This is a genomic window from Maribacter sp., from assembly GCF_039968975.1.
Classification (GTDB): Bacteria; Bacteroidota; Bacteroidia; order Flavobacteriales; family Flavobacteriaceae; genus Maribacter.
Window position 1 is genome coordinate 1 of the sequence record NZ_JBDVOT010000284.1, and the last position, 5520, is coordinate 5520.

Consider the following 5520-nt stretch of genomic DNA (forward strand, 5'->3'; position numbering starts at 1 on the left):
TTCGTAATGAAACCAACGGAGAAAGACCTGACTTAGAAAATAAAGCTAAAGAGCTTTTCCTTGATGAGAACAGTAATACTGCTGTAGCTTCTAATTATAACCCAAGTAATTCTGGAGGTTCAAATACCAATAGTTATAATCCAAGCAGTTCAGGTGAATTGGCAAATGGTAACGAAACAACTGGCACAACCCAACAAGATAGGGTAGCGGTAATATCTAACGAAAGAGAAAACCCGGTTACGGAGAGACAAGAACTTGCGGAGACAAATACAAATTATACTGATAAGAATAATTTTGTAGAACAGGTTCAACCTAAAGACGCTGTGGTCGCAAACAGACCTAGAAATACTTCTGTACCTACTACGAACACGGTTAAAGAAGTAGCACAAGACGGAGTAAAAAGTAGAAGGTTTAAAGACTTACCAGATGTTTCTGATGGATACTATGTTGTAGCTAATGTGTACAAAGGTGGTCAGTATATGAATAATTTTATTGACGACTTAAACGCTAAGGGTATTAATGCTGATTATATTGATAACCCAAATACAGGCTTAAAGTATGTTTACCTTCAGCGTTATGATACTTTTGAAGATGCTGTTGCTGCACACGATTCTAAATTGAACGGTGCATATGATGGTGCTATGTGGATTATGAATGTGGATAATAGATATTCTAACGAAGCTTACGCTAGTAATGTTAGTAAGATTAAAGAAAAGTCTTCTAAGTACAACACTAACGTTCTAACCTCGAATGAGGTGGTAAGAGATAACGTAGAGTCTAGAGAAGCCGATTCTAAATCTTATGTTATCGAAGGTGCTGGATCTGGTTATTATTTAATAGCCAATGTATTTGCTAACCCTAGCAATGCTAAGAAGTTTGTTTCGCTTTTAAATTCATTCGGGTTAAATGCAAGCTACTTTATCAACCCAAAGAACAATTATAGATATGTGTATCTTAAGAAGCATGATTCTTGGACCAATGCCTTGATTTCATATTACTCTAAGCTGAACGATGCATATGATGATAAGATGTGGATTATGAGGGTCAATCAAGAACTACTCGTGTAGCATTACTATATGTGAATAATAGAATTATAGAAAGCCTTTATCATCTTAGATGATAAAGGCTTTGTGGTTTGAATAGCTGAGGTTTATCAATACAACGATAAATTATAAACCAATCGTTATTTTTGTTCAATTTAGTTATCAATTTTTATATGATAGGCACAGGGGAAAATTTTTCATTCATTTCCAAATAAAAATACAAATTGGTATTTTAAATAGCTTAAATTTTTTCCAAGTGATATATGCTATTTTTCAACTACACTTTTTTCAATTCTTGTTTCCTGAAAAAAAACTTGAATATTAATTTTAGCTTGATGTCAATTTCTGCAAATTTTTTTTCAAAACAATCGTAATTAAATTAGAAATTAATAAAGTCAATTTATCTTTTTTAAATATGATTTTTAATGAATAGTTTTCTTTGGTGTTTTTTGATTTTATAACCAGATGTTCGTTTTCTATAACCCAGTATAACTGATCATTTTTATCTAACGAGAACCAGTTATTATTTGAAGTTGCATAGCGTAAATGATTATTGGTAAATGTAAAAGTGCTTCCAATTATTTGGTTGATGTCATCTCCAATGCAAATCCCGGGTCGGGTGATATGAACTTTTTCAATTTGCCAAGTACCAATCAATTCATTTTCTAACACTACCTGAGATGTAACTTGAACTTGAGTCAGTATGAAAAGTAATAGTATTATTTCTTTCATATTTGCAAGACGATTTAAATGTTCTTTCGTTACTTGATTTCACAATTGATTATCTATGGTTTTAACCAAATACTATCTGTAAATTCTTTAAGATGTGGAAGAATTTAAGTTGGAACGATTCTTGTTTTTACCCATTTATGAGAAAATCAATAATCCTGTTTGTATTCTTTTTTGCTCAGTTTTGTCTTGGTCAAGAGAAAGAAATATCACAATCCTATCTAATCGGTCGTTGGATGGTTGATAAAACAATAAAAGAAGGCGATTCTGAAATTACAGTTTATAAGCGAAGAAGAACTTTGAAGATAGGAACGGAGCTTCGTTTTTTAACTACCGGTGAGTATCGCATAACCTTTAATTCTGGAAGGAAAATAGGGAGGCGATGTGGAAATGAAATTTACCAAGGAGAGGTCATTCGCCAAGGAGGAATCACGGGATATTATCGTTTTAATACTCAAAATCAATCAGTAACTCTTGAAAGCTATGATACCGACCCAGTAATTCATTGGGAATTTATGTGGATAGACGAAAACTCATTTGCAGTAAAAAAAGTACAAGACAATAGTAGTTATAATTAGGCAAGTACATTTGTAGCTACTTGGCAGTTATATACCAAAAGTTATACATTAGGAAACCGGAAACCAATATAGATTTCCGGATTTCATTTGTAATATTGAAATTTGAATAATGCTATTTGTTTTCCCGAATACATTAAGGAGCGTTTTAAGAGTAATCCGTCAATCTCAATTTTTAATATCACCTACTTTTTTTATTTACAATTAGATATTTGCATACCCTTTTATTATCATATCTAATTTTATATTCAAATAATAATTGTGCTATAATTTCTCTAGTTTCATTTTCATCTATTTGAATTTTTTCTCCTAAGTCGATCTCATTTAATTGACCTTGGTTTTCTTCTAGTGCTTTAAAGTACCTGTCTTTATTTTTCATGGTTTTATTTTTTACGGCTATCATCATATGTGGGCTAAATGCTAAAGTGCAGCTGTCGTTTTCAGTTATTTGTAATAGTTCTATTAAGGTCTTTCTCTTTTTGTCATTTAACATGTTTGTAAAAAAGTCTTTGTCAAGCCAAGATATTCCTTCAATGGCATATGTATTTAAATAGGTTAAATCTTGATTTACAAACTCTGATTTTAACTGTTCAGGTTTGTGATAATATGCCTCGGTCAAGAGCCAAGGAAATTCATCTGGCGGATTATGTATTCCTGTTGTTAATTCATTCTTGCACATTTCAAAGAATGGCTTTTTGTGTATGAGTCCGTTTAAAAGTCCCACCAGAGTTGAGGCTGTATAGTTGATTGTAAAACCCAAAATGATTCCATCATCTTTTATAACACGTCTCGCCTCTAAAATGCTTAATTCCCTATCTTCTTTTTTTGAAGATGATAAAGAGGTCCATGAAGAATGATAAGGTCTGCATAGTTGTTAGGAAAGTCTAGTTTTCTAGATTCACCAAAGTGAACTTTAAACTTGCTTTTTAATTTCTTGGCTCGGTTTTCGGCTATATGTAGGTGTTTAGCAACAGGCTCAACCAAATGGACTAAATGACCTTTTTTTGCAAACCATTCAGCATACTTATCAGTACCGCCACCAACATCAATAATTTTTGACGATGCATTAGAAAGGTATTTTTCAATTAAAGATTTAATTCTTTCAAATTCAAATACGCCCATACCTTTTTCTAGTCGGGTTTCCTCAGAAGCTTTTGTATAAAAAGCTTCTATATTTCTATTAATTAATTGTTTGTCATTTTAATTACCATAAAAGCATCACATTCCTAATTGCTAAATACAATTCAGAATATGAATAATTAATTGATTTTTCAATCAACTGTTGTGGTTTAGAATTTAATTAAAGGATAAGGTGTATTTATCTGTGCACTAGAAAGCTTCTATGCATTAAAACCATGTTGGTTTAATAAGTCTTTTCAGAAAGACTCAGATAATATGTAGAATTAATATAACAGATTTTAAAGATAGATAATTTTCTTTTGGTAATAGAACATTATAGTCACGCAAGTTGTGCTTAAAGGGTGCTAAACACTGTTTTAAGAACTTTAAAGAGGATTGTAAATAACAAGATGCTCTTTAGAGTCTCATATATCTTTGTTCACATTTAAGTGAATTAAAAACAATCAATTTTTTCTAGAAAAAATTGATTGTTTTATATAGATAATTCTTTTCTTTTTTAAAAGTGAATTTTATAATGTTAAGCCAAAAGTAATAATTGATTGCAAAATTTATTTTAAAATATTTTCTACTTAAAAATCATGATATTATAGGAAATACACATAAAAACTCACTTATAATTTACCTCAAAATATACGAGAAGAGCATTAAAGTTTTTGGTTAAAACTTCTTGAATAATTAGTTGAAAATTACCTGCCTATTATATAATTTTTTATAATCAATTTTCATCAAATTAACCCAAAAGTTAAAAAAGTAAAGTAATGCTATTAGGGATTTAATGGCTGAAATACAATTTTTTGTCAAAAACACAAACCCATTCTATTTGCTGTTTCACAACAGAAACCATCGTTGCTACAACAATAAATTCTTTAGCTAATTAGTATGGTTAATATTTGTTATTGGAGAATTCCGCGTAGAACGATGCGAAATTGATATCTAATGATTGGAAGGCTTCAACAATTTTAGAACATGACAAAGCTGACCACATTTTTAGATTTCAACAAACACATTTCTCTTATGGGAAAACATTACTCAAAATGTTTATTTTTCATTTTATTCTTGGCGCTAGGTTTACAAACTGCGGTTGCTCAGGTTAAAAATGATTTTGATGTTCGTTACGAAGCGGATATTCGAGGTGAACTTACTTTTATTGCTAATAATATTGTAAATAGAAGAATACCAGAGACCACAAGAAGACAATGGGTTTTTAGAAATGGAAGTTGGAGACGCGAAACTGTGACAGTTCCTGAAGTTTCTCCTAATGAACCACTTAACGCTACCGGTAGTTCTTCAGATTTTAATGATAACTACGACATGCAGTATATTGATGTCGATAATGATAACAGCACATTCAGCTCTAGTAGTGCTAACTTGGAAATACCAGATGTTGATTGTTCATTGGTGCGTTATGCAGGACTTTATTGGTCAGCCGTTTATGTAAATCCAGATAGAAGTAATATTGACGATATTAAATTTAGAACTCCAGGAGGAACTTACCAGGATATTACTGCGGATGAAATTATTTTTGATGGTAATGGCGATGTTGATTTTGGGTATTACAGTCCTTATGCAGCTTATAAAGATGTAACTTCTATAGTAGCTGGTTTAGGAAACCCCAATGGAGATTACTTTGTTGCAAATGTTAGGGCCAGTACGGGAAATAGTATTTCAGGTGGTATTTCAGGTGGATGGAAAATGGTTATTGTATATGAAAACCCAAACTTGCCAGGCGATAAGTTTATTACCACTTTTGACGGTTATGCAGGAGTGAAGTCAGGTGAGAGTATTGATATTCCTGTAAATGGATTTACAACGCTACCAGCTCCTTTTCCAGTATATGCAAATATGGGTGTTGGGGCTTTAGAAGGTGATAATAGAATTGGTGGTGATGCTCTACAAATTAATGCGAACGGATCTTTTACAACATTATCAAACGGACAAAACCCATCGAATAATTTTTTTAATTCAAGTATTACTCAGTTTGATGCTCAGTATACCAATAGAAACCCTAACAGTATAAATACATTAGGTTGGGA

At 31.7% G+C, this 5520-nt stretch carries 4 protein-coding genes and 2 pseudogenes; 3 read left to right on the plus strand and 3 right to left on the minus strand.

The genetic code is table 11. The features are described 5' to 3' along the window. Window positions 1-1067 (plus strand): annotated as a pseudogene (locus tag ABJI11_RS18980) (hypothetical protein); the annotation flags it as partial. A 303-nt stretch (window positions 1068-1370) separates the two neighbouring features. Here the strand turns inward: ABJI11_RS18980 and ABJI11_RS18985 are convergent. After that, on the minus strand, window positions 1371-1775 hold the full coding sequence (locus tag ABJI11_RS18985) for a hypothetical protein (protein ID WP_348355975.1): 405 nt from the start codon (window positions 1773-1775) through the stop codon (window positions 1371-1373). Between the two features lie 233 nt (window positions 1776-2008). Between ABJI11_RS18985 and ABJI11_RS18990 the strand changes: the two genes are divergently transcribed. After that, window positions 2009-2350, plus strand: a complete 342-nt coding sequence (locus ABJI11_RS18990) for a hypothetical protein (protein ID WP_348355978.1) — start codon at window positions 2009-2011, stop codon at window positions 2348-2350. Between the two features lie 178 nt (window positions 2351-2528). Here ABJI11_RS18990 and ABJI11_RS18995 read toward each other — a convergent pair whose 3' ends face one another. Together ABJI11_RS18995 and ABJI11_RS19000 are read right to left on the minus strand one after the other, a co-directional pair. After that, window positions 2529-3026, minus strand: a complete 498-nt coding sequence (locus tag ABJI11_RS18995) for a hypothetical protein (protein ID WP_348355981.1) — start codon at window positions 3024-3026, stop codon at window positions 2529-2531. A 125-nt stretch (window positions 3027-3151) separates the two neighbouring features. Further along, complete coding sequence (locus ABJI11_RS19000) at window positions 3152-3469, minus strand: class I SAM-dependent methyltransferase (protein WP_348355983.1); 318 nt, start codon at window positions 3467-3469, stop codon at window positions 3152-3154. A gap of 984 nt (window positions 3470-4453) precedes the next feature. Here ABJI11_RS19000 and ABJI11_RS19005 point away from each other — a divergent pair. Beyond that, window positions 4454-5520 (plus strand): annotated as a pseudogene (locus tag ABJI11_RS19005) (hypothetical protein); the annotation flags it as partial.